General features: G+C 69.5%; 22 protein-coding genes. 12 read left to right on the top strand and 10 right to left on the bottom strand.

Annotated elements, in window-relative coordinates; all coding sequences use genetic code 11:
• The first annotated feature begins 43 nt into the window (after positions 1-43).
• The 5 genes from hemE to ACXC9Q_RS07250 are packed head-to-tail and all read left to right on the top strand — an operon-like array spanning position 44 to position 4,090.
• Complete coding sequence (hemE, locus tag ACXC9Q_RS07270; protein WP_457055686.1) at positions 44-1,114, top strand: uroporphyrinogen decarboxylase; 1,071 nt, start codon at positions 44-46, stop codon at positions 1,112-1,114.
• Entirely contained in the window at positions 1,101-1,607 is a 507-nt protein-coding gene (locus ACXC9Q_RS07265; protein WP_457055685.1) for a GNAT family N-acetyltransferase, read from the top strand. Before hemE ends, ACXC9Q_RS07265 begins: the two co-directional genes overlap by 14 nt.
• On the top strand, positions 1,604-3,013 hold the full coding sequence (gene hemG, locus ACXC9Q_RS07260; RefSeq protein WP_457055684.1) for a protoporphyrinogen oxidase: 1,410 nt from the start codon (positions 1,604-1,606) through the stop codon (positions 3,011-3,013). Before ACXC9Q_RS07265 ends, hemG begins: the two co-directional genes overlap by 4 nt.
• On the top strand, positions 3,010-3,708 hold the full coding sequence (gene hemQ, locus ACXC9Q_RS07255) for a hydrogen peroxide-dependent heme synthase (protein WP_457055683.1): 699 nt from the start codon (positions 3,010-3,012) through the stop codon (positions 3,706-3,708). Before hemG ends, hemQ begins: the two co-directional genes overlap by 4 nt.
• A gap of 4 nt (positions 3,709-3,712) precedes the next feature.
• Positions 3,713-4,090 carry a VOC family protein gene (locus tag ACXC9Q_RS07250; RefSeq protein WP_329478366.1) on the top strand — a complete coding sequence of 126 codons (378 nt, stop codon included), beginning with the start codon at positions 3,713-3,715 and terminating at the stop codon, positions 4,088-4,090.
• 5 nt (positions 4,091-4,095) lie between these two features.
• Here the strand turns inward: ACXC9Q_RS07250 and ACXC9Q_RS07245 are convergent, their stop codons facing one another.
• From ACXC9Q_RS07245 to ACXC9Q_RS07225, 5 genes are all read right to left on the bottom strand, one after another.
• Positions 4,096-6,144: an AAA family ATPase gene (locus ACXC9Q_RS07245; RefSeq protein ID WP_457055682.1), complete on the bottom strand. Its 2,049-nt coding sequence runs from the start codon at positions 6,142-6,144 to the stop codon at positions 4,096-4,098.
• 43 nt (positions 6,145-6,187) lie between these two features.
• Positions 6,188-6,604 (bottom strand): peptide-methionine (R)-S-oxide reductase MsrB, encoded by a 417-nt coding sequence (msrB, locus tag ACXC9Q_RS07240; RefSeq protein WP_328521385.1) that lies wholly within the window; start codon positions 6,602-6,604, stop codon positions 6,188-6,190.
• Positions 6,605-6,671: 67 nt separating this feature from the next.
• The gene (locus ACXC9Q_RS07235) at positions 6,672-9,065 is read right to left on the bottom strand and encodes a lamin tail domain-containing protein (protein WP_457055681.1); all 2,394 of its coding nucleotides are present in this window, start codon (positions 9,063-9,065) and stop codon (positions 6,672-6,674) included.
• 82 nt (positions 9,066-9,147) lie between these two features.
• Positions 9,148-10,530, bottom strand: a complete 1,383-nt coding sequence (locus tag ACXC9Q_RS07230; RefSeq protein WP_457055680.1) for an adenylate/guanylate cyclase domain-containing protein — start codon at positions 10,528-10,530, stop codon at positions 9,148-9,150.
• Positions 10,523-12,229: an FAD-dependent oxidoreductase gene (locus ACXC9Q_RS07225; protein ID WP_457055679.1), complete on the bottom strand. Its 1,707-nt coding sequence runs from the start codon at positions 12,227-12,229 to the stop codon at positions 10,523-10,525. Before ACXC9Q_RS07225 ends, ACXC9Q_RS07230 begins: the two co-directional genes overlap by 8 nt.
• Positions 12,230-12,468: 239 nt before the next feature.
• Between ACXC9Q_RS07225 and ACXC9Q_RS07220 the strand changes: the two genes are divergently transcribed.
• Positions 12,469-13,560: a DNA polymerase domain-containing protein gene (locus ACXC9Q_RS07220; protein WP_457055678.1), complete on the top strand. Its 1,092-nt coding sequence runs from the start codon at positions 12,469-12,471 to the stop codon at positions 13,558-13,560.
• Between the two features lie 78 nt (positions 13,561-13,638).
• A complete protein-coding gene (locus tag ACXC9Q_RS07215; RefSeq protein WP_457055677.1) occupies positions 13,639-14,109 on the top strand; it encodes a carboxymuconolactone decarboxylase family protein in 471 nt (156 codons plus the stop codon).
• Between the two features lie 3 nt (positions 14,110-14,112).
• Here the strand turns inward: ACXC9Q_RS07215 and ACXC9Q_RS07210 are convergent, their stop codons facing one another.
• The 3 genes from ACXC9Q_RS07210 to ACXC9Q_RS07200 are packed head-to-tail and all read right to left on the bottom strand — an operon-like array spanning position 14,113 to position 17,498.
• Positions 14,113-14,889, bottom strand: a complete 777-nt coding sequence (locus tag ACXC9Q_RS07210; RefSeq protein ID WP_457055676.1) for an SDR family oxidoreductase — start codon at positions 14,887-14,889, stop codon at positions 14,113-14,115.
• A gap of 49 nt (positions 14,890-14,938) precedes the next feature.
• Complete coding sequence (locus ACXC9Q_RS07205; RefSeq protein ID WP_457055675.1) at positions 14,939-16,777, bottom strand: glycoside hydrolase family 15 protein; 1,839 nt, start codon at positions 16,775-16,777, stop codon at positions 14,939-14,941.
• Positions 16,710-17,498: an SURF1 family cytochrome oxidase biogenesis protein gene (locus ACXC9Q_RS07200; protein WP_457055674.1), complete on the bottom strand. Its 789-nt coding sequence runs from the start codon at positions 17,496-17,498 to the stop codon at positions 16,710-16,712. The genes ACXC9Q_RS07205 and ACXC9Q_RS07200 overlap by 68 nt, the downstream gene beginning before the upstream one ends.
• Before the next feature lie 69 nt (positions 17,499-17,567).
• On the opposite strand from ACXC9Q_RS07200, the gene moaA reads away from it, so the two are divergent.
• Positions 17,568-18,587: a GTP 3',8-cyclase MoaA gene (gene moaA / locus ACXC9Q_RS07195; RefSeq protein ID WP_457055673.1), complete on the top strand. Its 1,020-nt coding sequence runs from the start codon at positions 17,568-17,570 to the stop codon at positions 18,585-18,587.
• A gap of 48 nt (positions 18,588-18,635) precedes the next feature.
• Here the strand turns inward: moaA and ACXC9Q_RS07190 are convergent, their stop codons facing one another.
• Both ACXC9Q_RS07190 and ACXC9Q_RS07185 read right to left on the bottom strand, forming a co-directional pair.
• On the bottom strand, positions 18,636-18,839 hold the full coding sequence (locus tag ACXC9Q_RS07190) for a hypothetical protein (RefSeq protein WP_457055672.1): 204 nt from the start codon (positions 18,837-18,839) through the stop codon (positions 18,636-18,638).
• Between the two features lie 202 nt (positions 18,840-19,041).
• Positions 19,042-19,401 carry a DUF3099 domain-containing protein gene (locus ACXC9Q_RS07185; RefSeq protein WP_328521373.1) on the bottom strand — a complete coding sequence of 120 codons (360 nt, stop codon included), beginning with the start codon at positions 19,399-19,401 and terminating at the stop codon, positions 19,042-19,044.
• Positions 19,402-19,475: 74 nt separating this feature from the next.
• Here ACXC9Q_RS07185 and ACXC9Q_RS07180 point away from each other — a divergent pair, with 74 nt between their 5' ends.
• The 4 genes from ACXC9Q_RS07180 (at position 19,476) to ACXC9Q_RS07165 (ending at position 22,985) form a co-directional block, all read left to right on the top strand.
• Complete coding sequence (locus ACXC9Q_RS07180; protein WP_328521372.1) at positions 19,476-19,688, top strand: dodecin; 213 nt, start codon at positions 19,476-19,478, stop codon at positions 19,686-19,688.
• 106 nt (positions 19,689-19,794) lie between these two features.
• On the top strand, positions 19,795-20,499 hold the full coding sequence (gene fabG / locus ACXC9Q_RS07175) for a 3-oxoacyl-[acyl-carrier-protein] reductase (RefSeq protein ID WP_457055671.1): 705 nt from the start codon (positions 19,795-19,797) through the stop codon (positions 20,497-20,499).
• A gap of 29 nt (positions 20,500-20,528) precedes the next feature.
• On the top strand, positions 20,529-21,299 hold the full coding sequence (gene fabI, locus ACXC9Q_RS07170) for an enoyl-ACP reductase FabI (RefSeq protein WP_457055670.1): 771 nt from the start codon (positions 20,529-20,531) through the stop codon (positions 21,297-21,299).
• Positions 21,300-22,985, top strand: a complete 1,686-nt coding sequence (locus tag ACXC9Q_RS07165; protein WP_457055669.1) for a Mur ligase family protein — start codon at positions 21,300-21,302, stop codon at positions 22,983-22,985.
• Positions 22,986-23,019: the final 34 nt, after the last annotated feature.

Raw genomic sequence — 23,019 nt, 5'->3', positions numbered from 1 at the left:
TGGCCCTGTCAGCACGTCGACGACGGCGTGGGATTATCACTGTGTGTCTCAGCCACAGCCGCGCGCGCTCGACCGTTCCGCCTTCCTGCTCGCTGCCCGGGGCGAGCCAGCACCGCACACTCCGGTCTGGTTCATGCGCCAGGCCGGCCGCGCGCTGCCCGAGTACCGCGCGGTCCGCGAGGGCACCACGATGCTCGAGTCGTGCATGCATCCCGACCTCGTCGTCGAGATAACGCTGCAGCCGGTACGCCGTTACGGCGTCGACGCGGCGGTCTTCTACTCCGACATCGTGCTCCCGCTGAAGTCGGTCGGCTTCGACATCGAGATCAAGCCGGGCGTCGGCCCGGTGGTCGCCGACCCGGTCCGGGACCTGGCCGGCGTCGAGACCGTCCGCCCGGTCACCCCGGCGGACGTGCCCTACATCACCGACTCGGTGAAGCAGCTGGTCTCCGAGCTCGGCGGCACCCCGCTGATCGGCTTCGCGGGCGCGCCGTTCACGGTCGCGTCGTACCTGGTCGAAGGCGGGCCGAGCAAGGACCACGTCAAGACCAAGGCGCTCATGCACGGCAAACCCTCTTTGTGGCACGCGTTGGCGGACCGCCTGGCCGACGTCGCGATCGCGTACCTCTCGGTGCAGGTCGAGGCGGGCGCGTCCGCGATCCAGCTGTTCGACTCCTGGGCCGGCGCGCTGTCGCCGCGTGACTACGAGCGGTTCGTCCTGCCGCACTCCGCGAAGGTCTTCGACGCGCTGGCGTCGTACGGCGTACCCCGGATCCACTTCGGCGTGAACACGGGCGAGCTGCTCGGCCTGATGAGCGCGGCCGGCGCCGACGTCGTCGGAGTCGATTGGCGCGTTCCGCTGGACGAGGCGGTACGGCGGATCACCGCGGCCGGCGCCGGTCCGAAGCCGGTGCAGGGCAACCTGGATCCGGCCCTGCTCTTCGCGGGATGGGACGCCCTCGAGCCCGAGATCGACCGGATCCTCGCCGAGGGCCAGGCGGCTCCGGGGCACATCTTCAACCTCGGCCACGGCGTCCCGCCGGACGCCGACCCCGAGGTCCTGAGGCGCATCGCCAAGTACGTCCAAGCGAAGTCCGCCCGTGTACCTGCCTGACCACGAGGTGACGCTGGAGCGTCTCACCGCCGCGCACGCCGACGCCGTCCTCGCGTTCGAGCTGGAGAACCGCGAGTACTTCGCCGCGTGGGTGTGGGACCGCGGCGACGACTACTTCACGTCCTTCGAGGCCATTCACGCGGCCCGCCTGGCCGAGCAGGAGGCCGGGGTCTGCCAGTTCCACGTCCTGGTGGACAAGTCCGGTGCGGTGGTCGGCAGGGTGAACCTGGTCGATCTCGAGAACGGGTCGGCCGAGCTCGGCTACCGGATCGCGGAGAAGGCCGGCGGTAAGGGACTCGCCACGGCCGCGGTGCGCGCGGTCATCCAGCTCGCTGCGTCGGAGTACAGGCTGACGAGGCTGTGGGCGGGGGCGTCGGACCGCAACCCCGCGTCGCAGGCGATCTTGACGCGGGCAGGCTTCCGGCCGATCGGCAAGTCGAACACGGACCTGGGACCGGGGACGAGGTACGAGTTGATGCTGGAGGAAGTGTGAGCCGGGTGGTTGTGGTTGGTGGCGGAATCAGCGGGCTGGCGGCTGCGTACGCGCTGGCGACCGGGCCGAATCCGCCGCGGATCACCGTGCTCGAGGGGTCGCCGCGACTCGGGGGCAAGCTCGCGGGTGGTCAGGTCGAGGGTGTGCCGGTCGATCTGGGCGCCGAGTCGGTGCTGGCCCGGCGGCCGGAGGCCGTCGACCTGATCCGCGCGGTCGGGCTCGGCGACGATCTGGTGCATCCGGCCACGACCTCCGCCGGGCTGTGGGTCGGTGACCGGATCCGGGCCATCCCGCCGACCATCATGGGTGTCCCGGTCGACCCGGCGGCGACTGTCGACGTACTCGGCTCAGCGGCGGCTGACGCGGTGGCACACGAGGCGGAGTTGCCGGCGCCGGCGCTGACCGAGGACGTTGCGATCGGGCGATTTGTCGCCGACCGGATGGGGCCGGCGGTGACGGACAAGCTGATCGATCCGCTGCTCGGTGGGGTGTACGCCGGCAAGGCCGAGGAGATCTCGCTGGCGGCTGCGGTGCCGGAGCTGTACGCCAAGCTGCGGACCGCGCCGAGCCTGCTTGCGGCGACCGCCGAGCTCCGGGAGGCGGGGCAGCTCCGGGCCGGCCAGCCGGTGTTCGCGGGTGTCGTGGGCGGGATCAACCGGATCATCGAGGCGCTGGAGAAGGATCTGACGGCTCGTGGCGTCGAGATCCGGCGCACGCTCGCCGTACGGCGGATCACGCGGACGCCGGCCGGTTACGCGCTGGAGGCCGGGCCGGTCCCGGCACCGACTCTGATCGAGGCGGACGCCGTGATCATCGCCGTACCGGCGGCCCCCGCGGCCCGGATGCTGGCGGACCTGGTGCCCGCGGCATCGGCCGAGCTCGCGACGATCGAGTACGCCAGCATGGCGATCGTGACGCTGGCGGTCCGGAAGCAGGACTGGCCGGCCGGAGCTACCGGGTCCGGGTTCCTCGTGCCGTCGGTGGAAGGGCGGACGATCAAGGCGTCGACGTACTCGCACGCCAAGTGGGAGTGGTCGGGGGAGGCCGGAGGAGAGCTGGCCGTACTGCGTGCCTCGGTCGGACGGCTCGGCGAGGAGTACGTGCTGCAGCGGTCCGATGAGGAGCTGGTCGCGCTGGCCACTGCGGATCTGGGGCGGGCCATCGGGTTGCAGGCGCCTGTGGTCGGGTCGCTGGTGACCAGGTGGGGTGGTGGGCTTCCGCAGTACGCCGTGGGGCATCTGGACCGCGTTGACCGGGTGGAGGCGGCGGTGGCGGCGGAGCCTGGGCTGGCTGTTTGCGGAGCGGCGTACCGGGGTGTGGGGATCGCAGCCTGTGTGGCGTCAGGCGCTAAGGCAGCTACCCGGGTGCAGGCTCATTTAGCCACAGTGGGGACAATGGCTCCGTGACAGAGAAGCCGAAAGCTCGTGAACTCAACAATGTGATCCGGTACACCCTGTGGTCGGTCTTCAAGGTGGAGACGCCGCTGGGTGATGCGGACCGGGACGAGCTGACCGCTGAGCTGTCCGATCTGCTGGCGAAACTGCGGGCCGACGACGACGTGGTGATCCGCGGAATGTACGACGTCGAAGGATTCCGGGCGGACGCCGACTTCATGATCTGGTGGCACGCGCCGACGTCGGACGCGCTGCAGAAGGCGTACCACGCCCTGCGGCGCTCGCGGCTCGGGCGGCACCTGGCGCCGATCTGGTCGCAGTTCGCGCTGCACCGGCCGGCCGAGTTCAACAAGAGCCACATCCCGGCGTTCCTGGCCGACGAGGAGGCGCGGGCGTACGTCTGCGTGTACCCGTTCGTGCGGTCGTACGAGTGGTACCTGCTGCCGGACGAGGAGCGGCGGTTCATGCTGGCCGAGCACGGCAAGATGGCGCGCACCTACCCGGACGTGCGGGCGAACACGGTGGCGTCGTTCGCACTCGGCGACTACGAGTGGATGCTGGCGTTCGAGGCGGACGAGCTGCACCGGATGGTCGACCTGATGCGTGACCTGCGCGCCTCCACGGCACGGCGGCACGTACGCGAGGAGGTCCCGTTCTACACGGGCAAGCGGACCGAGCTCGGCGAGCTGGTCGCCAACCTGGCGTAAGCCGGTGCACCGCAAAGCGTTCCCGGTGCTCTACGTGAGCAACGTGCGCCGGTCCGTCGACTTCTACGCGCTGCTCGGCTACGAGCCGACGTACCAGTTCCCGCTCGAGGGTGATCCGCACTACGTCGGCCTCGAACGCGGCGATTCCTCACTGGGCCTCTCGGACGCGAGCTGGCCCGAGGCCCAGCTGGGCATCACGGTCGGTGCGGCGCCCCGCTTCGAGCTCTTCGTGTACGTCGACGACGTCGACGCCGAGGTGGAGTCGTTCCGGGCCGCCGGGCACACGGTCCTGCAGGAGCCGGCGACCATGCCCTGGGGCGAGCGCCAGGCCTACATCGCCGACCCCGAGGGCAATCCGGTCGCCCTGGCCACACCGATCTAGGCGACTCAGGTCCCAGGCTTCTGGAAGAGGTAGTCCTCGGCGCGCATCGACGTCGGGGGCTTGATGTCCTCCGGAAGGAGCTCGCGCAGATCCCGCTCGGTCAGGGTGTCCGGGTCGTACGCCGACAGCCGGGTCGCCTGGTTGGAGATGGCCTCCTCGAGCACGTTCCGGATGAACCGGCCGTTGCCGAAGTTGTGGGCCCGGGGAGCCGGCGGGATGACCGCGCGGAGGGCATCCAGCACGTCGCCGGTGTAGATCATGCCGTTCAGCCGGGCCTGCAGCTCGAAGATGGCGACGAGCTGGTTGGTGTCGTACTCGCTGAAGGACAACAGCTTGGGGAACCGCGACGCCAGCCCGGTGTTGGACTCCATGAACCGCTGCATCTCGCGGTGGTATCCGGCGACGATCACGATGCACTCGTCGCGGTGGTCCTCCATCAGCTTCAGGATGGTGGCCACGGCCTCGAGGCCGAAGTCGCCCGGGATGTTCTCCGGCACCAGGGTGTAGGCCTCGTCGACGAACAGCACCCCGCCGATCGCCTCGCGGAACTTCGCCGCGGTCAGCGGCGCGGTGGTGCCGACGCTGGAACCGACCAGGTCGGACCGGTCGACCTCGACCACGTGGCCCTTCTCGAGTACGCCGAGCTGCTTGTAGACCCGGCTGAGCAACCGGGCGATCGTGGTCTTGGCGGTGCCGGGCTTGCCGACGAACACCATGTGCCGGGCCCGCTCGTGACTCGGCAGACCGAGCTCCTTGCGGCGCAGGTTGGTCTTGACCTCGGCCACCATCCGGCGGACCGCGTCCTTGATCGAGTCCAGCCCGATCAGCGCGTCCAGCTCGGCCATCGGGTTGTCGGTGTAGTCGAGCGGCTCCGGCAAAGCCAGCATCTCCGGCACCGCCCGGACCTCGGCAACCTGGGCGGGCTCAGGCTCGACCTCGACGACTGGCTCGGGCACGGGCTCGACCGCAATCTGCTGCTCCGGTTCGGCCTCGCGCACCGGGGCCGGCGGGTTCGGCGTATCGAAGACGGCGTTCTGCCGGGGTTCACGGAAGAAGGCGCTCAGGTCCGGGACCTCCAGCTCCGGCCACGGTGCCCCCGCGAGTACGTCGGCCAGATGGACCGAGACCCGGGTAGCCGCCGCAGCCCAGGACCGCGCGAGCCCCTGCTGGTCGCGGCGCACCGCGCGGGCCAGCCACTCGGTGTTGGCGGCCAGCCAGGTGTGCGCGTCGAAGCCTGCCTTGAGGTCGGCGAGGGCGTTCACGACATCCCAGCCGGCGCCGCCCAGGATCTGGCCGACGGCCGGAGGCAGGCCGTCGAGCCCGATAGCCAGGATCATCCGGGCCAGCAGCTGCGCGAAGTCGCCGGCTTCGTCGTCGGGGACTTCCATCACGAGCTTGGCGTGCGTGTCCCGCAGCGTGCTGAGCGAGTAGTACAGGGCAGACGCGGTGCCCGCCAGCTCCGGGAGCACCAAGCGCTCGTCATCGCTGAGTACGGCGGTCCGCCAGAACTGAGCGATCGTCTCGTAGTCGGCGGCGGTGTGCATGTGGGTGAGATCGCGGTCCCAGAGCACCCGGTCGAACGCGCTGGTCAGGGCCCGAGCCCGGGTCGCCATCGGCGGCGCGTCGACGAAGAGGCTCACGACGTCGCGGGACAGCTGCAGCGCCTGCCGGCGAGCGTCTTCGCGGAAACCGCGAGCGCCGGACACCAGCTGCAGCGGCCAGTCGGCGTCCGCGACCCGGATCAGGTGACCGGCCCCGCCGTACCGGAGCGGCAACCGGTGGAAGTCCCGGGTCAGTACGGCGGAGATGTCGGCGTACTCTCCGTGGAGCACCGGGATCCAGCCGGTCAGGAGTGGGGCGACCTGGTGGGTGAACCACACCGCGGCCGGCGTTCCTTCGACGAACTCCGGGAAGGCGACCGGCCGCAACGTGCCCGGATCGTCACCCCACGCCCGCAGCCGGTCACGCACACCGGCCAGCCACTCCTCCGGCACCTCCCAAGGCTGGTCGGCTCCAAGAGCATCGAGAACGCGAGGTCCCAAGTCGTCAGCCACGCTGGCCAACTTTAGTGTGTCAGCGGCCGACGGCCCGCCGGCTTCAGGCGGGTTGCAGGGTGAGGCTGATGCTGTTGATGCAGTAGCGGAGGTCGGTCGGGGTCTCGTAGCCCTCGCCTTCGAAGACGTGGCCGAGGTGAGAGCCGCAGTTGGCGCAGCGGACCTCGACGCGCTTCATGCCGAGGGTACTGTCCTCGATGTACTGGACCCGGTCCTCGGCCAGCGGTGCGAAGAAGGACGGCCAGCCGCAGTGCGAGTCGAACTTGTTCTCGCTGCGGAACAGCTCCGCGTCGCAGGCCCGGCACTTGTAGACACCGACGGTCTTCGTGTCGGTGTACTCACCGGTGTACGGCCGCTCGGTCCCGGCCTTGCGCAGTACCTGGAATTCGGCGGGGGAGAGCTGCGCCTTCCACTCCGCGTCGGACTTGGTCACGGCGTACTGCTTGGTGTCATCTGTCACGACTCCAGTATCGGCGCCCGGGCAAGGAAAACCCCGCCCGGGCGACCGACGTAAGACTCCCGTGAGGTCAGTGCACCCAGGACGGCAGTGGGATGAGCCGCACCACCTGGGGGTCGTGGTCGCTGATCTGGTCCGGGAACTCCGCGTTCATGTGCACCACGTCGTACGACGAGGCCGGCTGCAGGTTCTTCGAGATCAGGATCTGGTCGAGGATCTGGCTGTTGCCCTCGAACACGTAGCTGTAGCGCTCCTTGAGCGGCAGGGTCCGCGGCAGGTCGATCAGCGCGGTCTTGCCGGCGCCGACCAGGATGTCCGCGGTCTCGGACCAGTCGAAGTCGTTCAGGTCACCGAGCACGACCACGTTCGCGCCCTTGTCCTTCGCGAGGATCTGGTCCACGAACCCACGGACCGCCTGAGCCTGCTGGTGCCGCTTCTCCGCGGTCACCTGGACCGGCGGCTGGAACCGGCCCCACAGCGGGTTGTCGCCACCCTTGGAGCTGAAGTGGTTGACCACCACGAACAGGCTCTGCCCGTGCCAGGTGAACTCACCGGCCAGCGGAACCCGCGTCGCGGCCCAGGCCGGGTTGGCCGGGTCGACCCGGCCCGGCGACGAGCTCAGGTGCGGCCGGCCGAACCGGTCGGTGGTGATCGTCGTCGGGACCGTCGAGCCGCCACCCGGGCGGTCGACGAACTTCACCGGCTTGTCCGTCCGGTACATGAACGCGACCCGGATGTTGCCGCCCGGCTCGCCACCCTCGGCGTTGTTCACCGGGTCGATCTGGCGATAGGCGTACTTCGGTCCGCCCGCGGCCTGGATCGCGGCGACGAGCGTGTCCAGGGTGAGGTTCGCCTGGGTGTTGCCGGAGTTCGTGGCGCCGTCGTTGTCCTGCACTTCCTCCAGACCGACGATGTCGGGCGAGGCGAGGTTCTTCACCACTGCCTGTGCCAGCCCGTCGAACTTGGCCGGACCGTCGGACGGGTCCAGGTTCTCCACGTTGAACGTCGCCACCGATACCTGCAGCGGCGAGGACGCCTTGGTCGTCTCGCGCTTCACGCCACCGTCGATCACGGTCGGCGTCACCGTCGGCAGGAACTTGAAGTTCCCGAACGAGTAGTCCAGGACACCCGTCACCACACCGGCCAGCTTGTCGCCGGTCTTCGCGTCCGGGATCGGCGTCAGCACGTCGTCGAGCAGGACGCGCTCGGGGTTGCTGTCGGTCTTCTGCAGCAGGATGCCGCCGCGCACGGTCCGCACCCCGGATCCGGCCGGTACGACGGACAGCTCACGGAACGAACTGGTCGGACCGGTGACCTGGGGCTCGTTGATGCCCAGCCACATACCTTCCAGCGACTCCCAGAAGTCGAGGCCGTCGTTGGCGGGGTCGAACGCCGTGCTGGTGGTCTCGACGTCACCGGCCGAGTCGTCGTCGATCACGGTCGACGGCGGGACGCGGCCACCCGGGCCGACGATCGTCGGAGCCGGGACAGCGGCCGCGCCGGTGACCGTGATCGTCGGGTTGGTGAGCTCGGTGGTGGTCAGGTTGGTGACTCCGCCCGAGCCGCCGGGACGGAACTCGGCAACCATGCCCTGCACCGTCACGGCGTCACCGACGGAGACCGTCGGCGCGGAGCTGGTGAAGACGAACAGGCCCTCGCTGGTCGCCGGGTCGGTGTCCGGCTGCGGGTCCTGGAACCAGAACCCGTTGCCGGTCTTCGCGGTCACCACACCGGTGACGTTGGCGGCCACCTTTCCCTCGAGCGGCGACCGGTGCGCGGCGCCCTGGATGTCGTGGATCTTGGCGTCGACCGGCGGCTCGGTCGGCGTCGAGGTCACCGTGCCCGGTGACGGGTTGCCGGCGGCGAAGTCGGCACTGTTGTTGTCCGTGTCCTTCGTCGCGTCGACGCGCGCGGCCGAGGTGGTGTTCGACAGCCCCGGTGCGGGAGCGGTCTCGGAGTCGTTCGCCGTCGAGCCGTAGCCCACGAAGTCCTTGACGCCGGCGTCCGCATGACAGGCTGATCCGCAGGCCAGCGCGGTCTGGTTGGTGACGAGCGCGATCTTGCCGGCGGTGGCCGACATCGCGATGGTGCCCGAGGCGTTCGGCGTCGGCATCGGCTGACCGTTCCCGGCACCGGCCCCCTCCTGGACGAGGTAGGCGGTACCCGGGGCGATGCTCCCGGTGAGGTGGGTGACCTGCCAGGTGGTTCCGGCCGCCGACGCGTACTGGATCGACCAGCCACTCACGTCGACCGGCGCGCTGGAGTTGTTCGTCAGCTCGACGAAGTCGTTCGTGTACGGGGCGCCGCTGTTGCCACCGCCGCCGTACACCTCGGTGATGACCACGTCGGTGGAAGCCGCGTCCGCCGGCGCGGCGATGAACGCCACCGCCAGCCCGGAGGCGATGAGACTCGAGGTGATCACGAGGGCGCCTAGGTGGCGCCGTGATCGGTTCTGGGCAGACATGAGCCGGATTCTCACACCCGGACCAGTCGCCGCCAAGGTCCAACACGTGAACAGCCGGTGCGCGCCCGGAAGGCACGGGTGATCATTCGCCGGGGTGCATCGCCAGCAGGTGGTGGACCTCCAGCGGCTCGGCCTTGCCCTTGAGTCTGAGCAGCCCGAGCGACTCCGTGACCGCATCCGGCAGAAGTGCCTTGGTGGCCGGCCCGATGGCCACACCACCGCCGGGAGCCTTGCCCTCGATCCGGGACGCGACGTTGACCGTGTCGCCGATGACCGTGTGCGTCCGCCCGCCCTCGGTGCCCAGCAGGCTGACCGACGCGATCCCGGTGTTGATGCCGACCCGGAACCGCGGCCAGTTCGGGTGCGCCGCCTGGACCGCGATCGCCGCGTCCTGCAGCGCCAGTCCCGCCGCGGCCGCGCGGGCGGCGTGGTCCGGCTGGTCACCACGCTTGTTGAAGGTCACCATCAGCGCGTCGCCGATGATCCGGTCCACAGTGCCGCCATGGCGCCGTACGACGGGAGGTACGACGACCTGGAAGTACGTGTTGAGCATCGCCGTGACCTCGGCCGAGTCGTGGTTCTCCGAGAACGTGGTGAACCCCTCCAGATCCGCGAACAGCACGCTCAGCTCGCGCTGCCCCGACACGGTGTCCTCCAGATACAGGTCCGCGAACCTCTCCTCGTACCACTGGAGCCGTACGCCGACCAGAACCAGTGCGAACGCGGTGAGCAGCAGCACATGCCACTCCCACCACGACAGCGCCCAGTTCTGCGCGAACACCAGCGCGACCATCGCCTCACCGAGCAGCACGTTGGCGGCGACCATCGCCAACACCATCAGCGACGGGCGCTCCCACCAGCTCCGCAGGAAACGCGCCGCCGCGATGGCGTACAGCAGCACAGCCGGTACGGCGATCACCTTGAGGATGCCGTCGGCAACCTCCGGCACGGCGGCGGCGTGCAACGGCGGCAACCGCAGGACCGAGGCCGCGGCCCACAAGGCCATCAGCGCCAGCAGGCCGGCCCGGAGCCACCGTCCCCACCGCATCGCGGACGCCACCCGGTCCCCGGAGAAGTTCAGGGTGGACACGACCGCGAACACCGAGCCGAGCGCGACGCCCACGGGGGTCGCGAGCGTGAAGCCGACGTTCGGCGTGGCGAGTAGCACCTTCGGCGTGGCCAGCGCGTGCAACCCGAGAAACCCTGCCGCCGACAGAAACGTCAGCGAGATGAACAGCACCCGGGGATCCCCCCGACGAAGCGCCGCCGCACCCGTCACGTACGCGAGTACGGCGCTCAGCCCAGCAGTAAGGAGCACCAGCCAGAAGTGCGTCGGGTGGTGCTCCCAATGCACGTTGAGCCGGGGCGCGTTCAGCAGAAGGACCAATCCAGCCAGCGGTATCAGCAGCACCAGAGCGGTCAGCGCGACCATCGCCGGGGTGTAGACGAACCGCTGCTTAGGCATCCGACGAGACCCTCAGATGAGTGTGGATCTGCGACACGACCACAGAACCCTCGCCGACCGCGGACGCCACCCGTTTCACCGACTCGCTCCGTACGTCGCCGATCGCGAACAGCCCCGGGACCGTGGTCTCGTAAGGCTGCGGCGGCCGGGCCTCGTGCCAGTGCGGATCGACGCCCGCATCCGTGCCGGTCAGGACGAAGCCACGCCGATCCCGGCCCACCTCCTCCGGTAGCCAATCCGTACCAGGCACAGCACCGATCATCACGAACAGTCCGTCGACAGCAAGCGTCTCCTCGGCGCCGGTCTCGCGGTCCCGAAGCGTGACCTTCTGCAGCCACCTGTCGCCGCCGCCGTCGACAACCTCGCTGGACACCCGCACGGTCACGTTCGCCGCGGCCTGGATCACGTCGATCAGGTACTGCGACATCCCCGCGGCCACATCCTTGCCGCGGATCACCAACGTGACATGCCGGCAGTACCGAGCCAGATCCACGACCGCCTGCCCGGCCGAGTTCCCGCCACCGACCACGCAGGCGTCGAGACCCTTCAACCCATGGACCTCCGAGACATTGGCGCCGTAGTACACACCGGTCCCCATCAGCTTCTCCAGCGACGGTACGCCGAGCCTCCGATACGACACGCCCGCCGCGAGTACGACGGCCCGTGCGGTCACCTCACCGACGTCCCCGATCACGGCGACGAAACGGTTGCCACGCTTCTCGACCCGCTCGACCGTCCGCATCAGCATGAAGTGCACGCCGAACACCCAGGCCTGCTGGTATCCGCGCTGGGCCAGCTCCGAGCCACGAATACCCCGGGAGAACCCCAGATAGTTGCGGATCAGCGACGTGGACCCGGCCTGCCCGCCGATCGACTCCCGCTCCACCACCAACGTCCGCAAACCCTCGGACGACGCGTAGACGGCCGCCGCCAACCCGCCTGGACCGGCCCCGATCACCAGCACATCGAACGACGGCTCCTCGCCGGGAGCCAGCCTCGTCGGCACCCCCCACGCCTCGGCGATCTCCACGTCGGTCGGATCGTGCAACAGGGTGCCGCCGACCGCCGGCATCCAGACCAGCACACCGTCACCGGGATCCGGCTCCCCGATGAACTCCAGTGCGTCGTTCGCCGACGCCGAACCACTCGCCCGGAAGGCGCTCGGGATGCCGTTGCGTGCGAGCAGGCTGCGCACCGCCTGGGCGCGGACCGAGTGGTCGGAGGCGATCACGACCACCTCGCGCAGGTTCGCTACCTCGGTGCGCGACCACTCCTGGACGAATTCCGCGACGGTCCGGTGGAACAACTCGTCCCGCGCGATCCACGGCTTGAGGACGTAGTAGTTGATATCGCCGACCGACATCGCGGACAGGATCGCCGCCGCCGTCGCCCGGTCCGCCCAGGCGCCCCACTCGATCAGCAACGCCCGGCGCGCGTCCGGGTGCAGCGTGCGGGCCGCCGCGAGGATCTCGGTTCGCGCGGCGTCGGCGAACGCGTGATCGACCAGGACGACGGCGACCCGCTGTCCCCACTCGTGCGCTTGCTGTAAGGAATTGATCGCAGCAGCGGCTGTCAGCTCACCGCGGACCCTGAAGTCAACGCCGAAGCCCCGCTCCAGTTCGGTTTCACAGCGCTCCAGACGCTCCGGGTCAGCGTCGGCGACGAGCAGCAGTGGCCTGGCCTCTCGAAGCCTGGCCACCTGCACTCTGGAATCTCCCCCGGGCACCCCACCCATGCATGTGACGGTAGGTGCGCCGCTCGCGGAGGGCAATGGACAAAGCGTTTGTTCGTCAATTCACGCTGACGGCGGATCAGATGGCGGCGACAGCGGCTTTTTCTGTGCTGCTTGCGACGTACAGATCGGTGGCCGCGTTGAGTGTCGCGGTCGGTGCACGGCGGTGGTGGCACTGGACAGACCGAGGGCGATAGCGTCACGCCATGGCGAAGAGCACAGGGGTGATGGTCACTGTGGGAGACCGCGAGGTCCGGGTCTCCAGCCCCGATCGGGTGGTCTACGAGGCGACCGACTGGGCTCCGGAGGTCACCAAACTGCAGGTCTGCGAGTACTTCATCGGGGTGGCTCCCGCATTCATGCGAGCCTCCGGTGACCGTCCGGTCGCCCTGGAACGCTGGCCCGGTGGGTGGCGCGAGGGGATGACGCTGTCGGTGGACTCGATCGGTCGTCAGACCGGGGACGGCTTCTACTCGAAGCGCCTCCCCAAGGGTGCTCCCGATTGGCTCCAGACCTGCCGCGTACTGACGCCGAACGACCGCCCGATCGACGAGCTGTGCCTGACCGAGCCTGCCGCTGCGGTGTGGGCCGCCCAGATGGGCACGCTGACCTTCCACCCGTGGGCGGTGCGCAGCGGCGATCTCGACCACCCCGACGAGCTGCGCCTCGATCTCGATCCACAGCCCGGCGCGACCTTCGCCGATGCCCGGCGGGTGGCCGGCGTCGCACGCGAGCTTCTCGAGGAGCTGGGCCTTCGGGGATATCCGAAGACCAGTGGCAACCGGGGGATCCACATCTACGTGCGGATCCGGCCGGAGTGGACCTTCGACGAGGTCCGGCACGCCGCGATCGGCCTCGGCCGCGAGCTCGAGCGGCGCGACGACGGTGTGACGACGGCCTGGTGGAAGGAGGAACGCGGCGAAGCCTCGATCTTCCTGGACTTCAACCAGAACCTCCGCGACCGTACGGTCGCGGGCGCTTGGTCGCTGCGACCGCGGCCGGGTGCGCCGGTCAGTACGCCGATGACCTGGGACCGGCTTGCCGAGGTGGACGACCCGCGTGCCTTCAACCTGCACACGGTTCCGGACTACCTCGCCGACGGCGATCCCTGGGCGGACATGGACGAGACGGCGTACCCGCTCGATCCGCTGCTGCGCCTGTGGGAGGAACTCCCTGGCGGAGAGCTGAACTTCCCGCCCGACTACCCGAAGATGCCGGGCGAGCCGCCCCGTGTCCAGCCGAGCAAGAAGGTTGCCGAGCACTGGGACGAGCAGGGCAACCGGATCGCGCCGGACTGACCCCAGCCGAACTCACACTTTGCCGGGCTGTCTCGTCGGAGGGGGTGTCAACAGCCAACACGGCAAGGAGAAATACCTATGGACGCCCGTATCGACTACGCGGCCAGCCCGGTCGCGGCCAAGTTCATCAAGCACGTCGTCTCGGCGAGCACCGCGGTGGCGGGGTCGATCCCGCTGGCGACGGTGGAGCTGGTGCAGCTTCGGGTCAGCCAGATCAACGGCTGCGCGGTTTGTATCGACATGCACACGAAGGACGCCGCGCACCACGGGGAGACCGCCGTGCGGCTCAACCTGGTCGCCGCCTGGCGTGAGGCCACGGTGTTCACCGAGGCCGAGCGCGCTGCCCTGCAGCTGGCCGAGGAAGGCACCCGCGTCGCCGACGCCGCCGGCGGTGTCAGCGACGAGGTCTGGGCGAACGCCTCGAACCACTACGACCAGGACCAGCTCGCCGCACTGGTGTGCATGATCGCGATCATGAACACCTGGAACCGTCTCAACATCATCACCCAGCAGCCGGCCGGCGACTACGTCCCCGGCCAGTGGGGCTGAGCCCTACAGGGCTCGGAGGGCTCCGCCGTCGATGGGGAGGATGGTTCCGGTGATGTAGGAGGCGGCGGGGGAGAGGATGAAGGCGGCGACGCGGCCGAACTCGTCGGGGTCGCCGTAGCGACGCAAGGGGATGGTCTTCTCGGAGGCGCGCCGGGCCGCCTCCGGGTCGCCACCCTTGGCGTCGAGCTCCTTCAGCCGGTCGGTGGCGATCCGGCCGGGCAGCAGCCCGTTCACGCGGGTGCCGTTCGGGCCTAGCTCGTCGGCGAGGGTCTTGGCCACCATCGCCAGCCCGGGGCGCAGGCCGTTCGAGATGGCCAGGCCGCTGATCGGGGACTTCACCGACGACGACAGCACGAAGGCGATCGACGTACCCTCCGAACCCGCGCGGGCGACCGAGCGGGCGATCCGCAGGCCGCCGAGGAAGACGCTGTCGAACGCCGCCCGCCAGTCCTCCTCGTCGGTGTCCAGGGCCGTGCCCGGCCGGGGGCCGCCGACACTGATCAGGGCGCCGTGCAATGCGCCCCACTTGGCGATCGCGGTCGCGGCCAGCCGCTCGGCGCTCTCCGGATCGGCGTTGTCGACGGGGATGCCGACGACGTTCTCGCCGAGCTGGGCCGCGGCGCGGGCGATCGACTCCTCGTTGCGGCTGGAGATCACCAGCCGGGCGCCTTCGCCGGCGAGGGCTTTCGCGGTGGCGAAGCCGAGTCCGGCGCTGGCTCCGGTGACGATGTAGGTGCGGTCGCGCAGTCCGAGGTCCACGTCACCATCCTGCCTCACCACACCCCGTAGCGCACCTCGACGGTTCGTGGCCTCCGGCAAGAACCAGTGCCTAGTACGCCGACCGGCGCAGCGGCGACTCGGCGGTGGTCAGATGCCAGGCGGTGTTGACCAGCCCCAGATGCGAGAAGGCCTGCGGGAAGTTCCCGAGCATCCGGCCGGTCGCCGGGTCGTACTCCTCCGCCAGCAACCCCACATCGTTGCGCAGGGCAACGAGGCGGTCGTACAGGTCGCGGGCCTCGCCGACCCGGCCGATCATCGCCAGCGCGTCGGCCAGCCAGAACGAGCAGATCAGGAACACGCCCTCGTCGTCGGGCAGGCCGTCATCGGTGTGCTCGGTCAGATACCGCCGGACGAACCCGTCGGCGGCCAGCTCCCGCTGCACCGCGTCGACCGTCCCGGCCACCCGCGGATCGCTGGGCGGCAGGAAACCGACCTGCGGGATCAGCAGTACGGCGGCATCCAGCGCCTTGCTGCCATAGGCCTGGGTAAAGGTGTTCCGCTCCGGGTCGAACGCCTTCTCGCACACGTCCCGGTGAATCTCGTCCGCCATCGCCCGCCACTGCTTGGCCGGTCCGCCCAGCCCGAACCGCTCGACCGCCCGCGCGGCCCGGTCGAACGCGACCCAGGCCATCACCTTCGAGTGGGTGAAGTGCTGCCGGCCGCCGCGGACCTCCCAGATGCCCTCGTCCGGCTGGTTCCAGATCTCGGAGAGGTGGCGCATCAGCCCGCGTTGCACGGCCCACGCTTCGTCGCTCGCCCCGATCTGCGTCTCCCGGGCCAGTGCGAGGACGTCCATCACCTCGCCGTACACGTCGATCTGCAGCTGGTCCGCGGCGGCGTTCCCGATCCGTACGGGCGCCGACGCCGCGAACCCGGGCAGCCAGTCCGCCTCGAACTCCCGCAGCCGCCGTTCCCCGGTCACGCCGTACATGATCTGCAGGTCGGAGGGCGATCCGGCGATCGCCCGGAGCAGCCAGTCCCGCCAGGCGTGGGCTTCCTCGCTGTAGCCGGACCGCAGCATCGCCGCCAGCGTCATCGTTGCGTCGCGCAACCAGCAGAACCGGTAGTCCCAGTTGCGCTGCCCACCCAGCGCCTCGGGCAGCGAGGTGGTCGGCGCCGCGACGATGCCGCCGGACGGGTCGTAGGTGAGCGCCTTGAGCGTGAGGATCGAGCGGGTGACCTCCTCGCCGAACTCGTTCGCGCCCTTGCTGCGAGCGATCCACTCGGTCCAGTACGTCGCGGTCGGCTCGAGAGACGCGAGGGCGTCGGTCGGCTGGGGCACCGGGTGGTGCGACGGATGCCAGGTGAGCACGAACCAGGCGCGGTCCCCGGCCGAGACCCGGAAATCCGCGTACGTCGCGAAGTCGCGCCCGTACTGATGGATGTCGGACCGCAACGACACCGCGTCCGGACCGGCGATTGCGACTACCTGGCCGTCGAGGTTCCGCACCCACGGAACCACTTGACCGTAGTCGAACCGCAGCCGCAGCTCGGACCGCATCTCCACTGTCCCGCTGATGCCTTCGACGATCCGCACGACGTCGGGCGCGGCGTCGCGTGGTGGCATGAAGTCGATCACCCGGACTGATCCCGTCGCGGTGGACCATTCGGTCTCCAGGATCAGCGTGTCGTCGCGGTAGTGCCGGCTGCTGACCGCGTCGTCGTCGCGGGGGGCGACCCGCCAGTGGCCGTTCTCGTCGGTGCCGAGCAGCGCCGCGAAACAAGCCTCGGAGTCGAACCTCGGGAGGCACAGCCAGTCGATCGAGCCCTGCCTGGACACCAGCGCGGCGGTCTGCAGGTCACCGATCAGCGCGTAGTCCTCAATCCGCCGCTCCGGTACGTGCTTCGGGTCGGGACGGTTCCGGCGATGCGGCCGCTGCGCTGTCACCCGCTGATCGTTCACCGCGTACTTCCTGTCTGGAGAAGTAGACCAGTCCACCGAGCGCCAGCAGCGCGAAGAAGAACCACTGCAGCGCGTAGAAGAAGTGTGGCCCGTCGTCGATCTCCGGTCCCGGGAACGCGCCGAACGCCGGGTCGTTGGCCGGTTCCTGCTTGTCCACGGTGATGTAGCCGTCGTACAGGTTCAGGCCGAGGGCCTTGGCGAAGTCCGGTCCGTTGATCAGTCGCGCCGTACCGTCGTCGGGCGTCCCGCCGTTGGTGTTGCCGCCGCGTTCGCTGCGCTGCAGCCGGCCGGTGATCGTCACCTCGCCGGTCGGTACGTCGGGAATCCGCAGCGGAGCGAGCTCGGCGCCCTGGCGGGCCAGGAAGCCTCGATCGACCAGGACCCCCTTGCCGTCGGGGAGCATCAGCGGGGTGACGATCTCGAAGCCGGGCCGGTCACTGACATTGCGGTACCGCATGACGATCTGCTTCGACGCGTCGAACGTGCCGGTGACGACGACCGTCCGCCACGCATGCTGGTCGCCGATCACGCCCTGCTGACCGACGACCTGGTCGAGCGGCGCCGGCGGGGCCTTCAGATTGGCCCGGGTGACGTCGTTGCGGGCCTTGCGCTCGTCCAGGCGGTGCAACTGCCAGCGGCCGAGCTGGACGCACACCGCGGCGAGCACCAGGATCGCCAGCGCGGCGGCGATCCAGCGGACATTCATCAAGCGACCCACATCTCGAACTTAAGCCATCGCCTGAAACGACTCGCGCCCGGCACGTAGGCTGAAGACATGACGGCCACGGAAGAGGTGACCCAGGCGGGTCTGGCGGACCGGTTCGGCCGGCTCGCCACCGACCTGCGCGTGTCGCTCACGGACCGTTGCAATCTGCGCTGTACCTACTGCATGCCCGAGGAAGGCCTGGAGTGGCTAGCCAAGCCCGACCTGCTCACCGACGACGAGATCGTCCGTCTGGTCGCGATCGCGGTGACCCGCCTGGGCGTACGCGAGATCCGCTTCACCGGTGGTGAGCCCCTGCTCCGCCGCGGCCTGGTCGGCATCGTCGCGCGTACGACGGAGCTGACGCCACGGCCCGAGGTGTCGCTGACGACGAACGGGATCGGCCTCGCCCGGCAGGCCCAAGCCCTCAAGGACGCCGGTCTGGACCGGGTGAATGTGAGCCTCGACACGATTCGAGCGGACACCTTCGTCGAGCTCGCCCGCCGGGATCGCCTCAAGGACGTGCTGGCCGGACTCGAGGCGGCACATGCAGCCGGGCTGACACCCGTGAAGGTGAACGCCGTCCTGATGCGCGGCGTGAACGACCGTCAGGCGCCGGAACTGCTCGAGTACTGCTTGGAACGCCGCTACGAACTGCGCTTCATCGAGCAGATGCCACTGGACGCTCAGCACGGCTGGGACCGCGCGACCATGGTCACCGCGGACGAGATCCACGAACTGCTCGACGACCGGTTCGGTCTGACGCCGACCGACCCGGCGGCCCGGGGGAGTGCGCCGGCGGAATCGTTCCTGGTGCGCGGCGGGCCACAGACGGTCGGCATCATCGCGTCGGTGACGCGGCCGTTCTGCGGTGACTGCGACCGGGTTCGCCTGACCGCCGACGGTCAGGTGCGCGACTGCCTGTTCGCCCGGACCGAGTCGGACCTGCGGACGGCGCTGCGGGCGGGTGCGGACGACGACGAACTGGCCGATCGCTGGCGGCGCGCGCTGCGCGACAAACTCCCCGGCCACGGCATCAACGACCCGAGCTTCCTGCAACCCACCCGGCCGATGTCCGCGATCGGCGGCTGACCGCCATACCGGCCCAATCCGGAAATATGCTTTTTCGGGTGCGGGCCTTTAGCCGGAGAAAGGCTCGACCTCGCGCAGGAATGACCGGCGGGCCAGGAAGTCGGACAAGCTGTCCTTGTGTTCGTCGCAGGCCAGCCAGGTCTTGCGCCGGTCGGGCGTGTGGATCTTCGGGTTGTTCCACAGCAGCGCCCAAGTGGCCGGCTGCCCGCATCCCCTGGCGGAGCAGACCGATGCGAGTGCCTCGTCAGTCATCGGGGACACCCATTCCTGTGCATGCGGGCAATTGTTCCTGACCACTCAATTATCAATGGCCTGGACGAAATGAAGCGACGTCGGACAGCCACGGGGGGAGCCGTCCGACGCCGCATCAAGTCCCTGAATTTCATCCGTGAACTTCAGAGCACGCGGGAGATTCTGACACGGATCCCGCCAAAGTTTCCAGTCCCGGCACAGATCACTTTTCGGTGTCGATCGCGGGCTCCGGATCGGGAGCCTGATCCGGTGGTGTGACGGCCGCCGGATGAGAGCCGATCGCGGGACGCGCGGGGGCCACGAACGGCTGCGCGTCGGACACCGTCGTGGTCCGTTGGGTGTTCGCCAGCACGACCGCGATGTAGGGCAGGAACACGGCCGCGACGATGAACATCCAGCGCCAGGGCGAGGGGGTGATCACGGCGAGCACGAAGCAGACGATCCGGATCGACATCATCCAGGCATACCGAGCGATCCGGCTGTCCAGATCCGCGGACCGGCCCGGCTGCGCACTCGTCACCGAGATGACGGTCTCGCCGCTCCGTTCACGACGTCTCGACATCTATCCTCCTCAACAAGAACAACGGTACGCCGCGTCGTTCGCCCCGGCGCGGCCAGGATGGAGAGGTACGTCTCATGACCGACCGCACCTACCGCGTGACCGAGATCGTGGGCACGTCCAAGGAAGGCCTGAACCAGGCGATCACCAACGGAATCAGCCGGGCCGGCGATACCCTGCGGCACCTCGACTGGTTCGAGGTCACCGAGATCCGCGGCCATGTCGCCGACAACCAGATCGATCACTACCAGGTGACCATGAAGGTCGGCTTCCGCCTCGAAGACTCCTGAAAAGCACACCTCGCCTCGCTCGGCGCGGGAGCAGGGGCACCCGCCGTCCGGACGCGCGGGCGGCGGGCGATAGCGTTCCTCCACTGGTGCCGAGTGAGGAGGGCTTGTGAGCAGGTCTGTGTTGGTGACCGGTGGCAACCGGGGGATCGGGCTGGCGATCGCGACCGCGTTCCGCGAGGCCGGTGACCAGGTCGCCGTGACGTACAACAGCAGCCCGCCGCCGGAGGGTTTCTTCGGGGTCAAGTGCGACATCACGGACCAGGAGCAGGTGGACGCGGCGTTCGACGCGATCCAGGAGGAGCAGGGCCCGGTCGAGGTGCTGGTGGCCAACGCCGGCATCACCCGCGACACGCTGCTGCTGCGGATGTCGGACGACGACTGGGACGCCGTCGTACAGACCAACCTCACCGGCTCGTTCCGGGTCGCCCGCCGGGCGGCGAAGGGGATGCTGCGGCTGCGCAAGGGCCGGATCGTCTTCATCTCCTCGGTGGTCGGCATGCTCGGTTCGCCCGGCCAGGTGAACTACGCCGCCAGCAAGTCCGGTCTGATCGGGATGGCCCGCTCGATCGCCCGCGAGCTCGGCAGCCGCGGCATCACCGCGAACGTGGTCGCTCCCGGCTTCGTCGAGACCGACATGACCGCGGTCCTGCCGGAGGAGACCCAGAAGCAGTACCTGAGCCAGATCCCGCTCGGCCGGTTCGGCCGGACCGAGGAGATCGCGCAGGCGGTCCGCTGGCTGTCGTCCGAGGAGGCCGGATACATCACCGGTGCGGTGATCCCGGTCGACGGCGGCATCGGCATGGGCAACTGACAACACACCATTTCTAGAAAGGGACGCCGGTGGGCATCCTCGACGGCAAGCGCATCCTGGTCGCGGGCGTCACGCTCGACTCCTCGATCGGCTTCGCGACCGCCAAAGTGGCGCAGGAGCAAGGCGCCACCGTGCTCATCTCCAACTTCGGCCGCGCGCTGAGCATCACCAAACGGATCGCCAAACGCCTCCCGGCCGAGCCTCCGGTGCTCGAGCTCGACGTGACGAATCCGGACCATCTGGCCGCGCTGCCGGATGCCGTCCGCGAGCACGTCGACGGCCTCGACGGGGTCGTGCACTCGATCGCCTACGGCAACCCGGAGACCATCCTCGGCGGCAAGTTCCTCGACGGCCCGTGGGACGACGTGTCCCAGGCCGTGCACGTGTCGGCGTACTCGCTCAAGTCGCTGGCGATCACCTGTGCGCCGCTGATGAGCCGCGGCGGCAGCGTCGTCGGGCTGACCTTCGACGCCACTGTCGCCTGGCCCGGGTACGACTGGATGGGCGTGGCCAAGGCCGCACTCGAGTCGACGAGCCGGTACCTGGCCCGCGACCTCGGCGCCCAGGGCATCCGCTGCAACCTGGTCTCGGCCGGTCCGCTGAAGACCCTGGCCGCGAAGGCGATCCCGGGCTTCGAGAAGTTCGAGGGGCCGTGGCTGGACCGCGCTCCGCTGGGCTGGGACCCGACCGACCTGGAGCCCACCGGCCGGACCATCGTCGCGTTGCTGAGCGACTTCTTCCCCGCGACCACCGGCGAGATCGTGCACGTCGACGGCGGCTACCACGCGATGGGAGCGTAGGTGGCCACATCGCTGGTCGAGCTCCGGGTCCTGGACGGCGCCAACCTCTACTTCAGCCGTGCGGCCGTCAAGCTCACGCTCGACGTGTCGGCCCTCGTCGACGCCCCGGCCCCGGCCGCGAAGGCCTACGGCCAGGCGATCGGTCTCGGCACCACCCGGCCCGGCCGGATCGGGTCCGGGTTCCGCCAGCGGTTCGCGATCCGTGTCGCCGGTCACGTCGTACGGCGGATCGCCCGCGAGGCCGGGATCGGCCGGATCGGTGTCCGGGTCCGCCCGGAGTCCGACGTACGGCGCCTGGTCGTGGCGTTCCCGTGGGCCCACGAGAACCGTGCGCGGGCGCTCGGGGCCGCGATCGTCGAGGTGCTGGACGCGTTCGGAGCCGACGACCTGACCGACCTGATCACGACCGTCGGCGACCGGGTCCGGAACGAACCGCCCGGCAATCCGCCGCCGACCCTGCGCCCGAAGGTGCCCGTGGTCGCGGTGACCGGGACGAACGGCAAGACCACGACGTCGCGGATGATCGCGCACATCGGCCGCGCGGCCGGCCTGCACGTCGGCTGGTCCAGCACCGACGGCGTCTACTTCGACGGCGAACTGGTCAAGTACGGCGACTTCTCCGGACCGAGTGGCGCCGGTCAGGTGCTGGCCCAGCCGGGGATCCAGCTCGCGGTCACCGAGACCGCCCGTGGCGGCATCCTGCGCCGCGGCGTCGGCGTGATCTCGAACGACGTCTCGGTCGTCACGAACGTCACCGCAGACCACCTGGGCCTCGGCGGCATCGACACGGTCGACCAGTTGGCCGAGGTGAAGGCGGTCATCACCCACATCACCCGGCCGCGCGGCTGGTGCGTGGTGAACGGCGACGACCCGCGGACGTTCGCGATGCGGCTCGGTTCGCCGGCCAAGTGCTGGGTGTTCTCGCGCGACGCCGACTCGCCCTCGATCCGGACCGTGCTGGACGAGGGCGGCCGGGCGACGACCGTCCTGGACGGGTTCATCACGGTGCTCGACCAGGCCAGCGACCCGGAGCCGTTGCTGAAGGTCGTCGACGTACCGATGACGCTGTCCGGGCTGTCGCACTACAACGTCGAGAACGCGCTGGCCGCGGCCTCGGCGGCGCTCGGGCTCGGCCTGCCGCGGGCGGCGGTGATCGAGGGGCTGAGCACGTTCGCGCCGAACGAGAACAACCCCGGCCGGATGAACATGTACTCGCTGCGCGACTTCACCGTCGTGATCGACCTCGCCCACAACGAGGCCGGGCTGGAGGCACTGCTCGAAATCATGAACGGCGTCCGGCCGGAAGGCGGACGGTTGCTGCTGGCCCTCGGTTCGCCGGGGGACCGGGCCGACGACATGGTCGCTGCACTGGGTGCCATCGGCGCACGCGGGGCGGACCGGGTGATGATCGGCCACAAGACCGAGTACCTGCGGGGCCGGCCGCCGACCGAGCTCGAGACGGTGTTCCGCGAGGGCGCCGCGTCGGTCGGGGTGGACGACGTACCGGCGTACCCGACCGAGCTCGAAGCCGCGCAGGCACTGGTCGGGGAGGCGAAGCCCGGGGATGTGGTCGCGGTGATGTCTCTGCAGGATCGGGCGAGTCTTGACGCGTGGTTGCGGTCTCAGGGAGCTACCGTCGACACACCGGAGATCTTGAAGAGCAAGGTCGAGAGAGCCCAGCACTAGCCCCGTCCGCCGTGGTTGGGGCGGGGAACGGGGT

It is taken from the genome of Kribbella sp. CWNU-51 (assembly GCF_054073265.1).
Note: the sequence above shows the minus strand (reverse complement) of the source record. Positions and strands in the feature narration are given on the sequence as shown.

Coding starts and splice junctions, on each gene's coding strand:
- ACXC9Q_RS07235 (WP_457055681.1), bottom strand. CDS start 9,065: ATGTCTGCCCAGAACCGATCACGGCGCCACCTAGGCGCCCTCGTGATC.
- ACXC9Q_RS07230 (WP_457055680.1), bottom strand. CDS start 10,530: ATGCCTAAGCAGCGGTTCGTCTACACCCCGGCGATGGTCGCGCTGACC.
- ACXC9Q_RS07220 (WP_457055678.1), top strand. CDS start 12,469: ATGGCGAAGAGCACAGGGGTGATGGTCACTGTGGGAGACCGCGAGGTC.
- ACXC9Q_RS07215 (WP_457055677.1), top strand. CDS start 13,639: ATGGACGCCCGTATCGACTACGCGGCCAGCCCGGTCGCGGCCAAGTTC.
- ACXC9Q_RS07200 (WP_457055674.1), bottom strand. CDS start 17,498: ATGAATGTCCGCTGGATCGCCGCCGCGCTGGCGATCCTGGTGCTCGCC.
- moaA (WP_457055673.1), top strand. CDS start 17,568: ATGACGGCCACGGAAGAGGTGACCCAGGCGGGTCTGGCGGACCGGTTC.
- ACXC9Q_RS07190 (WP_457055672.1), bottom strand. CDS start 18,839: ATGACTGACGAGGCACTCGCATCGGTCTGCTCCGCCAGGGGATGCGGG.
- ACXC9Q_RS07185 (WP_328521373.1), bottom strand. CDS start 19,401: ATGTCGAGACGTCGTGAACGGAGCGGCGAGACCGTCATCTCGGTGACG.
- ACXC9Q_RS07180 (WP_328521372.1), top strand. CDS start 19,476: ATGACCGACCGCACCTACCGCGTGACCGAGATCGTGGGCACGTCCAAG.